The sequence below is a fragment of the Citrobacter freundii complex sp. CFNIH4 genome (assembly GCF_002934505.1).
In the GTDB taxonomy this organism is placed as follows: Bacteria; Pseudomonadota; Gammaproteobacteria; order Enterobacterales; family Enterobacteriaceae; genus Citrobacter; species Citrobacter freundii.
Window position 1 is genome coordinate 1,821,301 of record NZ_CP026231.1, and the last position, 18,945, is coordinate 1,840,245.

An 18,945-nucleotide genomic window follows, 5' to 3' on the forward strand; every position below is an offset into this window, starting at 1 on the left:
CAGGTAAACTTAAAGGTGTGCGAATGCCGTTTTTGCTAACTGCGCAAAGTAATGTGCGGCAGGTTCAATTAAACGTTCGTCTGGATTAAATCCCGGGTGATGTAATCCGTATTCACTGGCGCTGCCAATACTGACAAATGCGCCTGGCGTATTTTGCAGGTAGACGGCAAAATCCTCCCCGCCCATATGCAGGTCAGCATGGTGAGTTGTGTAGCCTGACTGTTTCGCCACCGTGGTGGCGATATCGGCCCAACGCGCATCGTTCACCAACGCGGTCGGCCCTGCATGCCAGATAACGTCTATTTGTGCGCCAAAGGCATGGGCAAATCCGGCAGCGATGTCATTAACCCGTGCTTTAACCTGCTGCTGTACCTGAGTCCGGTGCGTTCTGAGCGTCCCTTCCAGCTCAACGGACTCTGGCAGTACGTTCCATGTATTTCCTCCCTGAATACGGGTCACGCTGAGTACCACCGAATCCAGCGTGTTAACGTCGCGACTGGCAACGCTTTGCAACACGGTTACCAACTGGCTGGCAAGCAGGATGGCATCTTTGCCTTCATGCGGACGCGCCGCATGTGCGCCCTTGCCATTTATACGCAGCATGAAGCGATCGACATTGGCATAGAACGCACCGCCGCGTGTGGCAAATTCGCCCACCGGCAAACCGGGCTCATTGTGCATACCAAAAATAGCCGCTACGTTTTGCAACGCACCGGCGCGGATCAACGTTTTTGCGCCGCCGAAACTCTCTTCAGCTGGTTGAAACAAAATACGTACTCGCCCCGGTAAGGTTGTTTCCTGTTGTTTAAGCAGCAGTGCTGCACCAAGCATCACGCTGGTATGGACGTCATGCCCGCAGGCATGCATCACGCCCGGTGTGAGGGAACGAAACGGAACGTCGGCACTTTCTTCTATCGGTAGCGCATCGATATCCGCTCGTAGCGCGATGACATCTTCTCCCTTGCCGATTTCCGCGACCAGACCGGTTTTCAGCTCGAACGGCAGAATGTCGACATCCGCAGAGTGCAACCAGGCCTGAATGCGCCTGGTGGTTGCTTCCTCCTGCAGGGAAAGCTCCGGGTGCTGATGTAATTCACGACGCCAGTTGATAAGCGTTGAGCTGAGGGTCATCAGAGCACCTCCACGGCATTATGGACTTGTGCCAACAAACGCAGCGATGTCAGACGCGCGTGGCCCTCCGCCACTGGCGTGTCGATAATAAACTCATCAATACCAAATTGCGTATGCAGAGCATTCAGCTTTACCATCACCTCTTGAGCGGTGCCGTGTAACAACGCTAGTTCACGACGCGCAATTTTGCGTGGCGAACTACCCGCCTGTAGGGCGAATGCCAGGGCTTGCTCTTCGCTGGCGACTGTAACGCGTTGACCATTTTCCAGCTCAACGCCCCAGATTTGCACGTTTTCCGCCAGTTGCGCAGCGGCATCGTGACTGTCAGCCACAATAACCTGAACGGCGACTATCGTCGGGCGGTCGCTGTGGGTCTGCCAGAAGGACAAAACCTCACGTAATAACGCTTTGTCACCGTTGAGGTGCGCAGCGAAGATAAAATTCCAGTCGGATTGCGCTGCTAACTGTGCGCTTTGCACACTGGCTCCGAGTACAAATCCTTCTGGCGGTATTGGTGGGATTGGCGTCGGGAATACCGTTTCCCCGCTTTCCGTTCCGTTCAGCGCCAGCCAGCCGTTAAGCTGAGAAAGCTGATCGGCAAAACTGCCTTTTTCTTCCTGATGCAGTCCATGCTGTAACGCCTGAGTCGACAACGGTAACCCGCCAGGGGCCTTCCCTACGCCGAGATCGACACGTCCAGGAGCCAGTGATGCCAGAAGATTGAAGTTTTCCGCCACTTTGTACGGGCTGTAATGTTGCAGCATCACGCCGCCGGAACCAACGCGGATACGCTGGGTTTGCCCGAGGATCCAGGCGATCACCAGCTCCGGCGATGGACTGGCCAGCTGTGGCGTATTATGGTGTTCCGCGATCCAGAAACGATGGTACCCCCACTCTTCCGCCAGTTGCGCCAGGCGCAACGTCCGGGAAAGCGCAGTCGCGGCAGTTTCACCTTCCCCGATGGGGCTTTTATCCAGAATACTCAGGCGATATGACATGTTACGAGCCTATGTTTGTTAACATGTCTTTATTATTAATTTATCAAATAGCCATATTGAAACATTTAATTCACATTTACTCAGCTAAAAAGTAGATAACAAACCCTGCAGCAGCCAGGGTTAAAATTTGGATCGCCCTGTACCGCTAAACTTAAAAACACCCGCAATTAATAGCCTACAAAATATAATAGGGTCGTTGATATCACGGTAATAACATCAAAATCTTTTCATGCCAGTTTTCTTTTTTCGAAATGGTTTTTTAGCGCAATTTACGTTAAGTCAGTTTAAACGACTTGTAACGTTATGCGCTTGTATTAATTGTTTCACTTTTATGACGCGGGATGAATGATTTACATGGAAATTTTTATTTTAACTACTTCCACAGAAATGATGATTAGTAGAGAATGCAACGTTTCTTATTAAAACGGTTGAAAACAGATTTCTAATATCCCCCGATTTTATTGCGGGGATTTTTGTATGGATTATACATAGCATCATGGGACCTCTATGAAAAGTAACATGCCCGTTACAAAAATTGAGCACGCACTTAACGATAAAGCGACGCTGCTTTCTACGACGGATAAAGAAAGTCATATTACCTACGCCAACTCCGCATTTATTGATGCCAGCGGATTTAACGAACAGCAATTAATGGGCGAACCGCATAATATTATTCGCCATCCTGATATGCCTCCCGCGGCGTTCGCCGATATGTGGTACACGCTACAGCAGGGAGACAGCTGGACGGGGATGGTTAAAAACCGTCGGCAGAATGGCGACCATTACTGGGTTCGCGCCAACGTTACACCGGTCTGGCACAATGAAAAGCTCACTGGCTACATTTCAGTGCGTACCGTTCCTTCGCGCGATGAAATAACTCAAAGCGAAAGTTTATATCAAAAAATTAATAGCCAGCAGTTTAAAGGGTTTCGACTTTTTAAAGGCATTATCATTCGCCGCGGCATATTGTCATGGGCATCAATGTTTAAATGGATGAGCATTAGCCAGCGCGTCAATTATTCTTTAGGGGTAATCGCCCTGCTCGCCGTGCTATTTCTTTTTGCTCCTGTTAATCCATTTATTCAGGCGGGAGGGTTGCTGTTCTTATTTCTGATGCTTGCTATTTACCTTAAGTATCAAATTTGTCAGCCAGTTAATACGCTACTGACGCAAATGAAGAAAGTGGTATCCGGGAGAAAACCTGATAACTGTCATTTAAATCGGGTGGATGAGATCGGAATGCTGATGCGTCTGGTTAATCAGTCCGGGCTTAATCTGAATTCACTGGTCGATGATGTCAGTACGCAAATATCCGGTATTCGCGCTATCAGTCAGCGAGTATCAAAAGAAGGTACGGCGCTGCATAAGCGTTCCGAAGAAACCTCCGCCGACCTGCAACAAACCGCTGCCGCCATTGAAGAAATTGGTAGCGCGGTACAGCAAACTGCTGAGACTGCGGCACATACTATGACCATGGCCGATAAAACCAGCGCCAATGCGGCAGAAGGCGGCGATATCATGAAACAAACTATCGCCATGATGCAGGCGATATCGCGTGACAACGGGCAGATCGTCGACATCATCGGCGTCATTGATAGTATCGCCTTTCAGACCAATATTCTGGCGCTCAATGCCGCGGTCGAGGCCGCGCGAGCCGGAGAGTCAGGACGCGGTTTCGCCGTTGTGGCGGCAGAGGTCCGTAATCTGGCACAGCACTCAGCGTCTGCAGCAAAAGAGATCAAACAGTTGATTGAGAAGAACGTCGCCAACGTGAATAGCGGCGTCAAAATGGTAGAACAAACGGAGACGCATCTTACCGGGATGATTGGCGATGTCCTGCAGATGTCGATGATGATCAAAGATATTAGTCTGGCGACGCGTGAGCAAACCCTGGCGCTGGATCTGATTAACGATTCGATTTCACGCGTAGGCACCATGACACACAATAATGCCGAGATGGTAGAGCGTGTCACCGATGCTACCGCCGATCTGACTCAACGTTCATCGCGCTTACAGCAAGCCGTTCAGGTCTTTGGCGTATCAGCATAACCTTACGGCGCTTATCGGGTGAATGTCTCGATAAGCGCACTCCTCTCCAGGTATTTACGCCCTTCTCTTTTATTGGCTGAATCGAGGCCACACCGCGCCAGTGCAGGCTGTACAAAAATGCTGAATTCTTGTTATCGAGGCTTTGCGGAACCGAACAATTGAATGTAGGATGCTCGGCCGGCAGTTTTCCCCCGTAACACAATGAAGGGTAAGGCTGTTTTCGCCGCAGCAGGTGCGGCAAAAAGGATTTGTATTTTTGTCAGGTCAACAGGAAAAGTAATGAACACAAACAACACGCAAGCCGCGGAACAACATGCGGCGAAACGACGCTGGTTGAATGCCCACGAAGAGGGGTATCACAAAGCGATGGGAAATCGACAGGTACAGATGATCGCCATTGGCGGCGCAATTGGTACCGGGTTGTTTTTAGGGGCTGGCGCGCGCTTGCAGATGGCTGGTCCTGCTTTGGCGCTGGTTTATCTGGTGTGCGGTATTTTTTCGTTCTTTATACTGCGCGCGCTTGGCGAACTGGTTTTACATCGCCCTTCCAGCGGCAGCTTTGTCTCCTATGCCCGTGAATTTTTAGGTGAGAAAGCCGCCTATGTGGCTGGCTGGATGTACTTTATCAACTGGGCGATGACCGGCATTGTCGATATCACCGCGGTGGCGTTGTATATGCATTACTGGGGCGCATTTGGTGATGTACCGCAGTGGGTATTCGCCCTCGGCGCGCTGGCCATTGTCGGCACCATGAACATGATCGGCGTGAAGTGGTTCGCGGAGATGGAGTTTTGGTTTGCACTGGTCAAAGTGTTGGCGATTGTGATTTTCCTGGTGGTGGGTACCGTCTTTTTAGGCACTGGAAAACCATTGGATGGTAGCGCCACGGGTTTTCACCTGATCACCGACAACGGTGGATTCTTCCCACATGGCCTGCTGCCAGCGCTGGTACTGGTTCAGGGGGTGGTTTTCGCGTTTGCCTCCATTGAACTGGTGGGCACCGCTGCTGGAGAATGCAAAGATCCACAAACCATGGTGCCGAAAGCGATCAATAGCGTTATCTGGCGTATTGGTCTGTTCTATGTGGGTTCTGTCGTGCTGCTGGTTCTGTTACTGCCGTGGAATGCCTATCAGGCAGGGCAAAGCCCGTTTGTTACCTTCTTCTCCAAACTGGGCGTGCCGTACATCGGCAGTATCATGAATATTGTGGTGCTCACCGCGGCACTTTCCAGCCTTAACTCTGGGCTGTACTGCACCGGACGTATTTTACGTTCAATGTCGATGGGCGGATCGGCGCCGAAATTCATGGCTAAAATGAGCCGCCAACAGGTACCCTGGGCTGGGATCCTCGCCACGCTGGTCGTCTATGTCGTCGGGGTATTTCTGAACTATCTGGTGCCGTCGCAGGTGTTTGAGATCGTGTTGAACTTCGCGTCGTTGGGCATTATTGCGTCGTGGGGCTTTATCATGGTCTGTCAGATGCGTCTGCGCCGGGCCATAAAAGAAGGTAAAACGGCAGACGTTAGCTTTAAACTGCCGGGCGCTCCGTTTACCTCGTGGCTAACCCTGGTGTTCCTGTTGAGCGTGCTGGTGTTGATGGCGTTTGACTATCCAAACGGCACCTACACTATCGCGTCATTACCGTTGATTGCCATCCTGCTGGTTGCAGGCTGGTTCGGCGTGCGTAAGCGCGTCGCGGAAATCCACCGCACCGCGCCGTAATGGCTGAAGGCCTGACAGGTTAACCCTTCAGGCCTTCTTTTTTAGTTCGCTTCAATCAACTGCGCTACATCGTTGCTGTTAATTTCCCGCGCGTTTCCATCCTGATCGGTATAGCTGGTCATTCCCGTATCTTTATCCAGTTTTGGCTTACCCTGGGTGGTAATGGTTTGTCCGCTTTTGGTCGTCATGACGTAATCGGTGGTGCATCCTGCCAGGGTAAACAGCATTACGCCTGCACAAAGACAGATAAATGGCTTTTTCATGGTATTCCCGTGTTATTCAGTTAGCCGTTGAGGGCGTAGTGTAAGTCCCTGAAGTGGGTCGGGCTACTGGCGGGGTGTAACGAGGCGTATCGTGGGGTTTAGAGAAATGACAGGAGGGGTTTCCCCCTCCTGATTTTTTACAGCGCAATACGAATAACATCGTCCGGCTGGGTAGCTTCCTGCTCGCGGGTAGATTTCTGTTTCACGCTGACGTACAGGATTTTACCATCGGCAGAGAGCGCCAGGCTATTCGGGAATGTTGGGGTCTCGAATGTTTTGACGACTTTATAGCTTTTCGCGTCGATCACACTCACTTTACCGGCCTGGCGATGAGTCACGTAGGCTTCATTACGCATCGGGTTGAACAGCACGGCAAGGGATTCCGGCGCGGCGACTTTTGCCAGTACGTTGCCGTTACGGGTGTCGATTACCAACACTTCCGCCGCTTTAGAGTCGGTGACAAATGCACGGTTGCCCGCTGTGTCCAGGCTCAGGTTGATAAAGAAATGCTCTTTCCCATCATCCAGCAGTTTTTTGCGACTGAGAATTTTGTTGGTGGTGGTATCGATGGTAATGAATTCACCGTCCGCATTGGCGGTGTACAGGCGCTTAGCCTTGCTGTCGACCGCCAGAGCGGTGCTCATTTTGCCGGTATTTTGAATGGTGTCCTTCAGTTTAATGGCATCACCGTCCACCACCCAAATCACGCTCTCTTTACCAATACCGCTAATGTATACCGTGTTAGTGGCGTCATCTGCGGCCAGCTCACGCGGCTGCAGCGGGCGAACATCTTCAGAACGCTTACGCGCATCCAGCACCAGACGTCCTTTCACCGCGCCCGTTTTAGCATCCATCGCCGTTACCGCGCTATTTACCGTGTTGCCGAACCACAGCGTTTGCGTGGCGTTATTGATGGTGGCACCAAACGGTTTGAGATCGTTATGAATCACCTGAGTCACTTCGAGGGTGACCGGGTCAAGGCGGTAAACCACCCCGCCGGTATCCAGTTTGCGGCTCTGTGAGGTCGCCAGCCACAGCGCGTTCTCTTGTTGGCTGTACGCCATTTCATAAGCGCCTTTACCGACGGCTTTGCGCAGCAGTTCTTCTGCAGCCTGCGTAGTAAAAGATGATGCAACGAGCAGTGAACCTAACAGTAAAGAACCACGCAGACGCGGTGAAAACAGATGACGTAAAGACATGACGACTCCCTTTGATAAATTCGTTTGTTACTGCTTCACATAGCTTCAATGAGCAAAATCATGGTTTTGCCTTTTTAGGAATGAGAATAGTAATCATTATTTATCTCAATGTGGAGTATTTATTCGCTTTCGGGTTGTAACCTTCTTATTTTCTCCATGAATAATCGCTTTTCATCCAGATAACGTCATTGGCATTTTACCAGACCTACATTTCGTACGAAGCAGGCCTGGTTACAGACATTCACCGTCTTCCACTCTTACGCATCAATCCTCAGCAAGACGAATAACTACCTTGCCGAAGTTTTTGCCGGTCAGCAGACCGATAAAGATTTGTGGCGCATTTTCCAGGCCGTCGGTCACCTGCTCGCGGTAGTGGATTTTGTCCTCTTTAAGCCAGCGCCCCATCTCCCGCTGAAACTCCTGAATGCGGTGACCATAATCCTGACCAATGATAAAACCCTGCATCCGGATACGCTTTTTCAGCAGGGTTGCCATTAACAGCGGTAATCTGTCAGGTCCGGTCGGAAGCGACGTTGCGTTATAACCACTGACCAGGCCACAAAGCGGAATCCGCGCAGAAGTATTGAGCAATGGCAGAACGGCATCAAATACTTTTCCGCCGACGTTTTCATAATAAATATCAATTCCTTGCGGGCAGGCTTTTGCCAGTTGTTGCGCAAAATCTTGTGCGTGGTGATCGAGGCAATCATCAAAGCCCAGCACCTCTGTGGCATGTCGGCATTTCTCTGCCCCACCAGCCACACCTATTACCCGACAGCCTTTAAGCTTACCGATCTGTCCAACCGTTGCGCCAACCGGCCCGGTTGCGGCGGCTACCACCAGCGTTTCTCCCGCTTTCGGCTGACCGATATCCAGCAGGCCCATATAAGCGGTAAACCCCGGCATACCCATAACACCCAGCGCCCAGGAGGGATGTTCGGGATGAGCGCCAAGCTTCACCAGTCCGTTACCGTCGGAGATGTCATAGTCCTGCCAACCGCTGTAGCTCAATATCCATTCGCCTGGCTGGTAGTCCGGATGGCGTGATGACACCACGCGACTTACGGTACCACCCACCATAACACCACCAATCTCTACTGGTGGTGAGTAAGATGGCTCATCGCTCATGCGGCCACGCATGTAGGGATCGAGGGAAAGATAAACAGTGCGCAGCAAAACCTGGCCTTCGCCCGGGGATGCCACCTCATCTTCTTCAAGACGGAAGTTCTCTGGGACTGGCGCGCCATGTGGACGGGAAGCCAGTACCCAGCGACGGTTACGATTAGTCTGTTGACCCATGATGTGCTCCTCTGCTTTTGGCATGAATCCATCAATAGTAGCAGTCTGCGCCTGCTATTTAGCTGACGACGTGGTTTAACCGCACAACCAGGTAAACGCAGGGTTTCGCGGTTTCATTGATAAACCGACAGTCATTCGGCGGGCCAAGTTCCAGGCAATCACCTGCCTGCATTTCATGGCGTATGTCCCCTTCCACAAAAACTAATTCCCCCTGCTGTAACCAGATAAGTTGTCTGGCCTGCACATAGGAAGAAGCTGGCATCGGGATATCACTTCCAGCGGGTAATTCAATCTGCACCAGATCGATAGGTAGATCGCTGCGCGGTGAAACATGGCGGCGCAGATAGTGGCTTTGCGGGTCGTGCCAGACGGGCTGGTCAGCGAAGCGCAGCAGCTTGCCCTCCTGCATTTCAGCCCGCGCAATCAGGGTAGACATGCTGATGCCAAACGCACCGGAAAGTCTACCCAGCAGCGTCGCCGTTGGACTACTCTCGCCGCGTTCTATTTTATGGATCATGGCCCGCGACACGCCCGCGCGCTCGGCAAGTTCCGTGAGTGACCAACCGCGAGATTCCCGCTCAATGCGAATTCTTGCACTGATCCGTTGATTTATGCTGTCTTCAATAGTATTCATATTGTAATACTATAGTGAACAAGCCCTGAGGTTCAACATGTCAATTCGATTTGCCAGCAAAGAAGACTGCGCCGCCATTGCAGAAATCTACAACCATGCGGTACTGCATACGGCGGCTATCTGGAATGATCAAACGGTCGATGCCGAAAACCGTATTTCCTGGTATGAATCCCGACAATTGATGGGATATCCGGTACTGGTGAGTGAAGAGAATGGCGTGGTTACGGGATACGCCTCCTTTGGCGACTGGCGTAACTTTGATGGCTTCCGCCATACCGTTGAACATTCGGTATATGTCCATCCAGAACATCAGGGAAAAGGACTCGGACGAGCACTACTCAGCAGACTGATAGACGAAGCCCGCGCATGCGGCAAGCATGTAATGGTGGCAGGTATTGAGTCTCAGAATCAGGCATCACTGCATCTGCACAGCTTGCTGGGCTTTAAAACCACCGCGCAAATGCCACAGGTTGGAACCAAATTTGGGCGGTGGCTGGATCTGACCTTCATGCAGTTGCAGTTAGACGATCGCCGCGAACCGGATGCCCTTAGATGAACCAGACGCTGACCCTCTCCTTTCTGATTGCCGCTGGTATTGGTCTGGTGGTGCAAAATACCTTGATGGTACGCATCACGCAGACGTCCTCGACGATCCTTATCGCCATGTTACTTAACTCGCTGGTCGGGATCGTGCTGTTTGTCAGCATATTGTGGTTTAAGCAAGGTTTAGCAGGGTTTGGTGAATTGGTTTCCAGCATACGCTGGTGGACACTCATCCCCGGCTTGTTGGGATCGTTCTTTGTTTTCGCCAGCATTAGTGGATATCAAAATGTAGGCGCTGCCACGACGATTGCGGTACTGGTTGCCAGCCAGCTTATCGGGGGACTGATACTGGATATTCTACGTAGTCACGGCGTGCCTCTACGGGCGCTGATGGGCCCAATCTGTGGCGCGGTAATGTTGGTGATCGGGGCATGGCTGGTGGCAAGACGTTCGTTTTAATTGCGCTTATCCGACCTACAGAACGCGCCTGTAGGCCGGATAAGATCCGGCGAGGAATTATCAAAGAATAGTGCCACCTTTGGTCAACTGTTCGCGACGGGCTTCCATATCTTCTTTATGCTGACGGCCATGATGCGCGATAGCCGTACGCAAACGCTGTTGCTGGGTATAGCGGTCTTCCCGGCTCAACGCGACATCATCGCTGAGCTCAATCAGCAATTCATTCATATGCGTAATGACGCTCTCCTCAATGGCGGCATCAACACGTGCGCTGACCTCATCCAGATGCGACATAACCTCTCCTTAACTCATTAATTTAATTTTGCTTTTGAAAAATCACTGCCCATCAGGCTAACGCTGTATCCGCTGACGTTGCTACGCGTAGCGTAGAACGTTTTACCGTTTGCCAGCGCTATCCACGGAGCCTGCTGGTAGAAAATCTCTTGCGATTGCTGGTAAAGCGCGGCACGCTCTTCCGGTTTGCTCACCAGTTTCGCCTTTTCAACCAGCGAATTATACTCTTTATCGCACCAGCGCGCGGCGTTAGATCCGGTTTTTATGCTGTCGCAGCCCAGCAGCACATCGGCGAAGTTATCCGGATCGCCGTTGTCTGACATCCAACCAAACAACGCGGTGTCGTGCTCACCTTTACGCATTCCGGAGAGATATTCACCCCACTCGTACGAGACAATTTTCGCCTTCACGCCCACCTTTGCCCAGTCGCTCTGGATCATCTCGGCAATCCGTCGGGAGTTCGGGTTGTATGGGCGCTGGACCGGCATTGACCACAGCGTCGCTTCAAAGCCATTTTCCAGCCCAGCCTGCTTCAGCAGGTCTTTCGCTTTTTGCGGGTCGTAAGCGTAATCCTGCAGATCTTTATTGAACCCCAGCATATTCGGTGGAATCGGCGATTTTGCCACCGTACCGGAACCTAAGAAGACGGCGTTAATAATGGCCTTTTTATCAGTCGCGTAGTTTAGCGCCTGACGCACCAGTACGTTATCAAACGGTTTTTTCTCGGTATTAAACGCCAGATATCCAACGTTCAGCGCGTCAACCGAATGCAGCGTCAAATCTTTATTCTTTTTAATCTCGTCAAACTGTACGGGCGCAGGTGCTGGGATTATTTGGCATTCATTGGTTTGCAGTTTTGCCAGCCGCGTCTGGACGTTTGGCGTGATTGAGAAGATCAGGTGTTTCGTTGGAACGGCGCCATCCCAGTAGTTAGGGTTGGCAAGATAGCGGATTTGCGAGTCCTGCTTGTACTGCTGCAGCACGTAAGGCCCGGTGCCAATAGGCCAGTTGTCGACGTTTTCCGGTGTACCTTTTTTCAGCATCGCGTCGGCATATTCCGCAGAGAGAATCGAGGCAAAATCCATTCCCCAGTCGGCAAGAAACGCAGCGTTAGGTTCATTCAGGACAAACTGAACGTGATAATCATCGAGCTTCTTAACTTCTTTAATCAGTTTATCCAGACCGACATCGTTAAAGTATTCATAGCTTCCCTGAGAAACCTTGTGATACGGATGATCGGCATCCTTCTGCCGTAATACCGAGAAAATCACGTCGTCAGCGTTGAAGTCGCGGGTCGGTTTAAAGAATTTATTACTGTTGAATTTCACGCCTTGACGCAGGGTAAAGGTGTAAGTCTTTCCGTCCGGAGAAATCGTCCAGTCCGTTGCCAGAGATGGTACCGGGGTATTCTTTACCGGATCAAAGTTGATGAGTCGGTTGTAGAGCACTTGTGAACTGGCCACAAATGAGGGACCGGAACTGGCAATTTGCGGGTTAAATGACTCCGGCGATGCTTCCGAGCAATAGATGATGGTGTCAGTATTGGCCGCGAACGCAACGCCTGACGGTATGACGGTGCTGAGAGCCAGCGCGAGTAACGTTTTCCTTGCAATCATGGTTATAAGCCTTCTTATTTTATTATTAACCGAGATATCAGAGCATAGCTGACAAAAACTGACCAATAACAAATCACTATCAGGTTATTCTAATCCGGTGTATTTCGCTGAATAATTCATCACCCTAAGCGAATTCATTTCCCTTAAGTCTTTTTCAAAACGTCAAGATTTTTCCCGGCACTCTATGCCATGAAAATTAGCCCCTTTTTGCCTCTCTTTCTCCGTTTGCTCGTTTTTATAAAACGTAAAGTAGATACGTGAAGAAGTCTAAGGGGTAACAACGTGGCAAAAACTCTCTTGCGCAGCGGCAATTTGGATGACTATCAGGCCGTGGGCGGCGGTGGTCAGGCCGTTTTTGATTCAGCATTGCAAATTCGTGAAACGCTTCGTCTGCGTAAACAGCAGGCGATGGTGGATTGTTTGGCGATCCCACAAATTAACGACAACGGCGATCGGGTTGACTGGTATTCCCCGATAGAAGGGAAAGCCGTGGCGTGGAAAGCCGCTGATGAAGAAGCACGTTTTCGTGCGCTGCGCTATCTGGGAAGCACGCTGGAAAATGCTGCGGCTCTGAGCCGTAAAAGCCTGCAGTCGGGAAAAACCTCCCTACAGCTGTTTGGCTCTCTGCTCGAAAAAGCCATCCAGTTTCCCGGTGAAAACCACGTGTTTCTGGTTGATGGCAAACCCGTTATTACGTTCTGGGGCTTCGTCAATCTGAATGAAAATCCCCGCGACGATGTGCTCGATTGCCTGCAACTTGCCGATATTCCTCCTGTCGTTACCGTAGCAGAGCCGGAACAGGAAGAAGAAATCCCCCCGGAAATCACCTTCGCCGAGGCTGATGCGCCTTTATTGACGCCAGTCGTCGAGCTGGCTAAACCGGCTGAACCTGAGCCACAGCCACCGGTTATAGTTAACGAACCGGAGGTTACACCGCCGCTGGCACAAGAGAAACCTGCGCGCCGCCTGCCGCTGTGGAGCCTGCCCGTTGCCGCAGTCATCATTGCCGCCATCGTTGGGCCGCTGCTGTGGAAGCAACAGACCACCCAGCCCGTACCCGAAGCCGCCGCTGTTGAAGTCGCTAAGATTGATATGGCACCACTGCCAGCACTGGCATCTGCTCTGCCTTTGCATCGTGCTGAAGTGACTCCAGCTGCGAAGAAAGAGAAACCTGTAGAAGGACCGGTGGTGATCGCCGCGATTCCAAAAGATGCGCTGGTGATGGATGCCAATCAGATGAAGGCAGGAACGACGCGTTTCCTCAATGGTAACTGGCGCGTCCTAGTCGATGTTAAAGATCCGGTGAGCGGCAAAGCGCCGTCGCTGCGCTATCAGATCCAGGCCAATAAAGGCACTGCTCGCGTAGTTCATGGTGACAATATTGTTTGTCGTGCCGAGATTTTCTCCGGTTTGCACCAGTCGGGTGAATTAATGATTAAGAGTCGCGGCAATGCTCGTTGTACAGACGGGTCACGTTATCCGATGCCTGAAATTACCTGCAAAGCGGGAACCAACGACGTCGCCGCCTGTACCGCGCGTTATGACGATCACGCGAAAATCCCTCTGACAATCAAAAAGATAGGTGCCTGATTCTATGTTGGTGAATCTGTGTGATTACAAGCAGAGCGTGACGCTCATCGCCAATAGCGGTGTTCAATTCCTGGATTTTGGCCTGACGCCGCAGGAATCTGCACACCATGGCCGCTTTGTGCGCAAAACGGCAAACGGTCCCCTGCTACGGCTGGATTTCGATCTGGCAACGGGTCGCTATACCTTGCCTGGCAGCACTGGCGGTCAGCCCGAAGTGGTGAAGCCGGAAAGTACCCAGACGCTGCATTATTCGCTGGATGTCCTCGACGGTGTCTGGCTGCCGCTGCCGTTTCTGCGCTTTAACCCACCGCGCACGTTTGTTGAAGGCCCGGATAACTGGGCGCGCGTGCAGGTACGAAAACTGGCGCAACCCGACAGCGCGGGCAACACCCACCGCGTTACCGTGGCGCTGGATAGCCAGCTCACTGAAAATGCCCCTGCAGCGTTAACGCCTAATGAAAACGACCTGCTCAACGGGACACGATTCGCGCTGGCCTGGCATGACAATGAAATTGCTGATTTCCTTGACCAGACCTGGATTGACGGCTGGTTGCGCGAATCTTTTATGCACCATGTCACCCAACATGAGAATCGCTCAGAACAAGAGATCCAGCTGGCGCTGCGTAACTTTGAATACCAGGCGCACTGGCTGAATGTGCTGACTCTGTTAGGCGAGCAGCTTTCTGTCCCGGAAGTGAAACTGGTTACGCATACCCTTAGCACACCCGCTATTCCCGTCGATCTTATTTTAGATATCGGTAATACCCATACCTGTGGCGTCCTGATTGAAGATCACGGGGATGCCAATGACGGGCTGCGTCAGACCGCTGAATTGCAGGTCCGTTCGTTAAGCGAGCCGCAGTTCCTCAACGATCCGCTGTTCACCAGCCGGCTGGAGTTTTCCGAAGCGCGCTTTGGTAAGCAGCATTTTTCCGTTGAGAGCGGACGTGATGACGCCTTTATCTGGCCGTCGATTGTGCGTGTGGGTGATGAAGCCCGTAAGCTGGCGATGCAGCGTATGGGCACCGAGGGCAATAGTGGGATCTCCAGCCCGCGCCGTTATCTGTGGGATGAAACGCCGGTGTTACATGACTGGCGCTTTAGCCAGATGAATGGCAAAACCCAGCGCGAGCCGCTGGCTACCGCCTTCCCGCTGATGAACCTGATGAACGATGACGGGCAACCGCTGTTCAGCCTGCCGCAGGACGATCGTCTGCCGGTATTCTCACCGCAATACAGCCGCAGCACGCTGATGACGCATATGTTATGCGAAATACTGGCCCAAGCGCTGGGGCAAATTAACAGCGTAGCGACGCGGTTGCGCCTCGGATTCCCGGCATCTCCTCGTCAGTTACGGACGCTGATCCTGACCCTACCGTCGGCGATGCCCAAACAGGAGCGCGAGATTTTCCGCCTGCGCATGTTTGAAGCTATTGCCCTGGTCTGGAAAGCAATGGGCTGGCACCCGCAGGATGAAGACTTCACTACCCGTAAACAGCAGGAAAAGAGTGTGGTTCCCGTACCTGAAATTCAGATGGAATGGGATGAAGCCAGCTGCGGGCAACTGGTGTGGCTGTATAACGAGGCTATCTCTCACTACGATGGCCACACCGAATCATTCTTTAACGCCCTTGCCCGCCCGGACCGTTTGCCGGAACCCGGTGAGACTAAAGGTCGGGCGCTGCGCGTGGCATCGATCGACATTGGCGGCGGGACAACGGATATGGCCGTCGTCCATTATCAGCTTGATGACGGCGTCGGCGCGAACGTTAAAATTACCCCGCATTTGCTGTTCCGTGAGGGTTTTAAGGTGGCAGGCGATGACATGCTTCTGGACGTGATTCAGCGTTGCGTGTTGCCTGCGCTGCAAACCCGCTTACAACAAGCTGGCGTGACCGATGCCGCTGCATTGCTGGCCACGCTGTTTGGCGATTCCGGTCGTATCGATACCCAGGCGATTTTGCGTCAACAAACGGCATTGCAGCTCTTTATGCCACTCGGTCATGCGGTACTCAGTGCCTGGGAACAAAGCGATATTAACGATCCGGTCGCTGGTCTGCATGCCACATTCGGAGAACTCCTGAGCCAACGACCAACGCGCAACGTGATGAACTACATCCAGCAGGCTATCGACCATGCGTTGCCAGCAGGTTCGCCAGCATTTGATGTTCTGAGCGTGCCGTTGCAGGTACAGTTCAGGCAGTTACAAGAAGCTCTGTTAGCGGGGCAATTTACCCTGACTTCCCCGCTGCACGCGGTTTGTGAGGCTATTTCACATTATCGCTGCGATATTTTATTAGTGACCGGCAGGCCCGCCTGTTTACCGGGCGTACAGGCGTTGATCCGCCATCTGCAACCTGTTCCGGTTAACCGTATGATCTGGATGGATAACTACCGCGTGCATGAGTGGTATCCGTTCAGCCAACAAGGGCGGATTGGTAATCCCAAATCCACCGCGGCAGTCGGCGCCATGCTGTGCAGCCTGGCGCTGGATTTGCGTTTGCCGCGTTTTAACTTTAAAGCTGCCGATATCGGCGCTTACTCGACCGTACGTTATCTTGGCGTACTGGATAACACGGTCAATACCCTGCGCGATGAGAACATCTGGTATCACGATATTGATCTGGATAAACCCGGTGCGAAGCTGGATGCCCGGTTGCACTTCCCGTTACGTGGCAACGTGACGTTAGGATTCCGGCAACTGGCAAACAGCCGCTGGCCTGCCACGCCGCTGTATACGCTCAGCATAAATTCCGCCGAACTGGCAAAAACCATCGCCGGAGATGGCGTGTTGAATGTACGGCTGCAGCTACGCGGCGGCAGCAAAGAAAGTGGCCCAGAATTCTTCGTCCTGAGCGATGCCTGGTTACAGGATGGCACCCCCGTTGCCGCCAATGCCTTAACGTTAAAACTGAATACGCTGGCAGACCGTCGCCATAGCGGAAGCCATTACTGGATCGATAGCGGGAGCGTGTACCTGAAATGAGTAAGATGTTTAATACCGCGCAGGCCGCCATCGAGTGGGTGGTAGATACCCGTCAACGTGCGGCTCGTCTTGATGATGAAGCGGATGCCCTGCTGGCACAGCTTACGCTAGCCGCAGTGAGTGAATCTGCGCTGGAGACAACCTTTTCATCGCAAGGATGTATAGGGTTATACGGACATTCACAATCGGCAAAAGCACATCTGCTTGCGGCATTGTGCAGCAATGCCACTGGCAAAGTGAATATTGTTACCCCGGATCGCAGCTTTGATTATTTCTCGCATATTAATCCTGGCCATGCGCCAACCAATATGGCGATCCGCTTTACGCGCGATGAAAATCCGCATGATAGCGAATGGCCGTTGCGTCTGCGGTTACTCAGTGAAGCGGAACTGGTACAGCTATTTATCGCCCAGTTCAGCGCGCTCCCGGATAACCGGCAGGTCGAGAAATCGATTATTGAGGCGCGCCTGGAAAAATGGCAAACGCTGCGTCAGCGTCACCCTGTGCCGGGCATTACCGCACATGATGTTGCGGCAATCGGTCGTTTCTGGCGCTCCTGCGTACCGGCAAACCAGCAGCAAATTGACGATGCGCTATGGCACCAGTTTGCCACGTTGCTGCCCGCACTGGATCTGACTACCCGGGCAAACGCCTGGGCACTACTGTGGGGAGAACAACCAGAGCTGACGCAGCAGTGGCTGACGCTGGCGCACACGTTGCAACAAACCGGACACGCGCAAGAATTAGCGGCCCCGCTGAGTCTGCTGGTTGATCATTTTGGTTTACCTGCCGAAAGTTTCCTGACCCAGGTGGCATTAACAGGCAATAATGAGGCGCAAAGCGATGTGGTGGTTCATCCGATTGAAAATCATCAGTTGCTCAATGCAGTTAGCCTTTCTTTGTCGTCACTGGCGCTGCTCACGCGCGAACTGATCCTGACGGTTGAAGACGCAGTGCTGGAGAATGTCGATCTGCTCGATATTCCCCTCGCCCCGGATACTCATCCGCATCCACTGTGGCAGGCAAAATTAGGCTGGATGCTGGAACATTATCGCCAGCACCTGCAACCGGATGTGCTCTTAATCTGCAACGCTGTCTCTACCCGCGCCCAGACGCCCGCCATCACCCGCAAGCTATTGGGCTGGGTTAACGATACTCAACCCGTCCACGACGCCGCATTGCCAGGCGTGGTCTGGGCCATTACCCCGCAGGATGCGCGTTTTAGTACCCAGCAAAATCTTGACGAATCCGTGCAGCAATTAATGGGCAAACCCGGACTGCACTGGGGCACGCTGCAGGCGCTGGATAAACACAGCTTACAACGCCTCGTCGAATGGTTGACTCAGGCAACCTCACCACAGCAGCGCCAGGCCAGGCTGATCTCCCTGCGTGAACAGCACCAGCAGCGCGTACGCGAAACCCTAATCGGCTGGATTAATCCCGTTGAGACCGAATCAGCAAGCAATGAGTCAGTGATCCGCCAGCTACAGGCTCAGGCGGCAAAGCATGGCGAACTGCTGGATGGTTTGCTCCCGCCGATGCGCATTTTTGAGTCGCTGCTGCGTATTCAGCAACCGCGCGAGGAGCAGGTAAGTGGTTTATTTAATGAAGAGATTGACCTGTTTGCCGAAGTGCGTGACACAATGCACTCACCGGAAAGCCAGGAGACCGGATATCAGGCACACAAAATGTGGATTAACCACGTGCGGCAGTGGTGTCGCGATGAAAATAATGCCCGCCGTTTACGACTCGATCCCCGTACGTTAAGGCAGGTTGCCGACATCCTCGTCACCACCAGCTATCGCCTGGAGATGCCGCAACGCTTACAGCGCATTATGCAGCGCGAAAACGTCTGTGCCGCGCAGCTATACGCCGATATCGGTGATTTTATTACCTGGCTTGGATTTGCCGACGTTGCAGAGGAGCAGCGCCCTGCCAGCAGGATCCAGAAAGGATCGGCTATTTTTAGCGCGCCGAAGCAACAGCCGATGTTACGCCTGACGAAGCTGGATGAACAACCTTCGCACGGCGCAAGCCGCTACGTATACGACTGGCTGGTCGCTTTGTATACCCGTGCGAATGAGAACGTGGGGTATCAGCATCCACAGGATGTCAGCGAAGTCGACAAAAAGCGATTGGATGCCCTGCTTTCCGCCTGAAGC

Annotated in this window: 15 protein-coding genes; 7 read left to right on the forward strand and 8 right to left on the reverse strand. The window is 52.5% G+C overall.

The genetic code is table 11. The features are described from left to right. Positions 1-9 precede the first annotated feature (9 nt). Together C2U41_RS09300 and C2U41_RS09305 are read right to left on the reverse strand one after the other, a co-directional pair. Complete coding sequence (locus C2U41_RS09300; RefSeq protein WP_044710797.1) at positions 10-1,131, reverse strand: amidohydrolase; 1,122 nt, start codon at positions 1,129-1,131, stop codon at positions 10-12. Then, positions 1,131-2,129, reverse strand: coding sequence for an MsnO8 family LLM class oxidoreductase (locus C2U41_RS09305; protein ID WP_103848703.1), 999 nt, complete (start codon positions 2,127-2,129; stop codon positions 1,131-1,133). The genes C2U41_RS09300 and C2U41_RS09305 overlap by 1 nt, the downstream gene beginning before the upstream one ends. Before the next feature lie 507 nt (positions 2,130-2,636). On the opposite strand from C2U41_RS09305, the gene C2U41_RS09310 reads away from it, so the two are divergent. Together C2U41_RS09310 and ansP are read left to right on the forward strand one after the other, a co-directional pair. Beyond that, positions 2,637-4,178, forward strand: a complete 1,542-nt coding sequence (locus C2U41_RS09310; protein WP_103848704.1) for a methyl-accepting chemotaxis protein — start codon at positions 2,637-2,639, stop codon at positions 4,176-4,178. A 279-nt stretch (positions 4,179-4,457) separates the two neighbouring features. Beyond that, positions 4,458-5,900, forward strand: coding sequence for an L-asparagine permease (ansP, locus tag C2U41_RS09315; protein ID WP_103848705.1), 1,443 nt, complete (start codon positions 4,458-4,460; stop codon positions 5,898-5,900). A 41-nt stretch (positions 5,901-5,941) separates the two neighbouring features. Here the strand turns inward: ansP and C2U41_RS09320 are convergent, their stop codons facing one another. The 4 genes from C2U41_RS09320 to C2U41_RS09335 form a co-directional block, all read right to left on the reverse strand. Further along, positions 5,942-6,163 (reverse strand): YgdI/YgdR family lipoprotein, encoded by a 222-nt coding sequence (locus C2U41_RS09320; RefSeq protein WP_003020157.1) that lies wholly within the window; start codon positions 6,161-6,163, stop codon positions 5,942-5,944. A gap of 137 nt (positions 6,164-6,300) precedes the next feature. After that, a complete protein-coding gene (yncE, locus tag C2U41_RS09325) occupies positions 6,301-7,362 on the reverse strand; it encodes a 7-bladed beta-propeller protein YncE (protein WP_103848706.1) in 1,062 nt (353 codons plus the stop codon). 264 nt (positions 7,363-7,626) lie between these two features. Further along, complete coding sequence (locus C2U41_RS09330) at positions 7,627-8,661, reverse strand: NADP-dependent oxidoreductase (protein WP_103848707.1); 1,035 nt, start codon at positions 8,659-8,661, stop codon at positions 7,627-7,629. A gap of 58 nt (positions 8,662-8,719) precedes the next feature. Continuing rightward, complete coding sequence (locus C2U41_RS09335) at positions 8,720-9,295, reverse strand: helix-turn-helix domain-containing protein (protein ID WP_003020168.1); 576 nt, start codon at positions 9,293-9,295, stop codon at positions 8,720-8,722. A 37-nt stretch (positions 9,296-9,332) separates the two neighbouring features. On the opposite strand from C2U41_RS09335, the gene C2U41_RS09340 reads away from it, so the two are divergent. Together C2U41_RS09340 and C2U41_RS09345 are read left to right on the forward strand one after the other, a co-directional pair. Beyond that, positions 9,333-9,851 (forward strand): GNAT family N-acetyltransferase, encoded by a 519-nt coding sequence (locus tag C2U41_RS09340; RefSeq protein WP_003836165.1) that lies wholly within the window; start codon positions 9,333-9,335, stop codon positions 9,849-9,851. Beyond that, positions 9,848-10,297: a DMT family transporter gene (locus C2U41_RS09345; protein ID WP_044710806.1), complete on the forward strand. Its 450-nt coding sequence runs from the start codon at positions 9,848-9,850 to the stop codon at positions 10,295-10,297. The genes C2U41_RS09340 and C2U41_RS09345 overlap by 4 nt, the downstream gene beginning before the upstream one ends. A gap of 60 nt (positions 10,298-10,357) precedes the next feature. Here C2U41_RS09345 and C2U41_RS09350 read toward each other — a convergent pair whose 3' ends face one another. After that, the gene (locus tag C2U41_RS09350) at positions 10,358-10,591 is read right to left on the reverse strand and encodes a YdcY family protein (RefSeq protein ID WP_003020183.1); all 234 of its coding nucleotides are present in this window, start codon (positions 10,589-10,591) and stop codon (positions 10,358-10,360) included. A gap of 17 nt (positions 10,592-10,608) precedes the next feature. Next, a complete protein-coding gene (locus C2U41_RS09355; RefSeq protein ID WP_003836160.1) occupies positions 10,609-12,207 on the reverse strand; it encodes an ABC transporter substrate-binding protein in 1,599 nt (532 codons plus the stop codon). Positions 12,208-12,489: 282 nt separating this feature from the next. Between C2U41_RS09355 and C2U41_RS09360 the strand changes: the two genes are divergently transcribed. Genes C2U41_RS09360 through C2U41_RS09370 form a run of 3 tightly spaced genes read left to right on the forward strand, consistent with a single transcriptional unit; the run spans position 12,490 to position 18,942 of the window. Next, positions 12,490-13,797, forward strand: a complete 1,308-nt coding sequence (locus tag C2U41_RS09360; protein ID WP_103848708.1) for an SrfA family protein — start codon at positions 12,490-12,492, stop codon at positions 13,795-13,797. Between the two features lie 4 nt (positions 13,798-13,801). Next, positions 13,802-16,783, forward strand: coding sequence for a virulence factor SrfB (locus C2U41_RS09365; RefSeq protein WP_032935685.1), 2,982 nt, complete (start codon positions 13,802-13,804; stop codon positions 16,781-16,783). Next, entirely contained in the window at positions 16,780-18,942 is a 2,163-nt protein-coding gene (locus C2U41_RS09370) for a virulence factor SrfC family protein (RefSeq protein ID WP_103848709.1), read from the forward strand. The genes C2U41_RS09365 and C2U41_RS09370 overlap by 4 nt, the downstream gene beginning before the upstream one ends. Positions 18,943-18,945: the final 3 nt, after the last annotated feature.